This window comes from Arthrobacter sp. K410C (assembly GCF_059090105.1).
On sequence record NZ_JBNHFJ010000064.1, the window covers coordinates 1 to 408 of the forward strand.

General features: G+C 63.7%; 1 pseudogene. It reads right to left on the reverse strand.

From position 1 onward, the window contains the following. Positions 1–408 (reverse strand): annotated as a pseudogene (locus tag AC5RU7_RS21085) (glucose-6-phosphate dehydrogenase); the annotation flags it as partial.

Here is a 408-nt window from a genome sequence, read left to right on the forward strand (position 1 = left end):
TGTCCTCTGCCATCGTGATCTGGACGTGGTCCACATAGTTCGCGTTCCACAACGGCTCAAACAGCTGGTTCGCGAACCGCAGCGCCAGGATGTTCTGGACCGTTTCCTTACCCAGGTAGTGGTCGATCCGGAACACCGCATCCGGCGGGAACACGGACTCCACGATGTCGTTGAGCTTCCGGGCGGACTCGAGGTCGTGCCCGAACGGCTTCTCGATCACCACGCGGCGCCACTTGTCGCCGTCGGCCTGCGCGAGCCCGTGCTTGGACAACTGCCGGCATACCTGCTCAAACGCCTTCGGCGGGATCGAGAGGTAGAACGCGTGGTTCCCGCGGGTGCCGCGGACCTCATCGAGTTCCTTGACCGTGTCACCGAGCCGCTGGAACGCTCCGTCGTCGTCGAACTCGC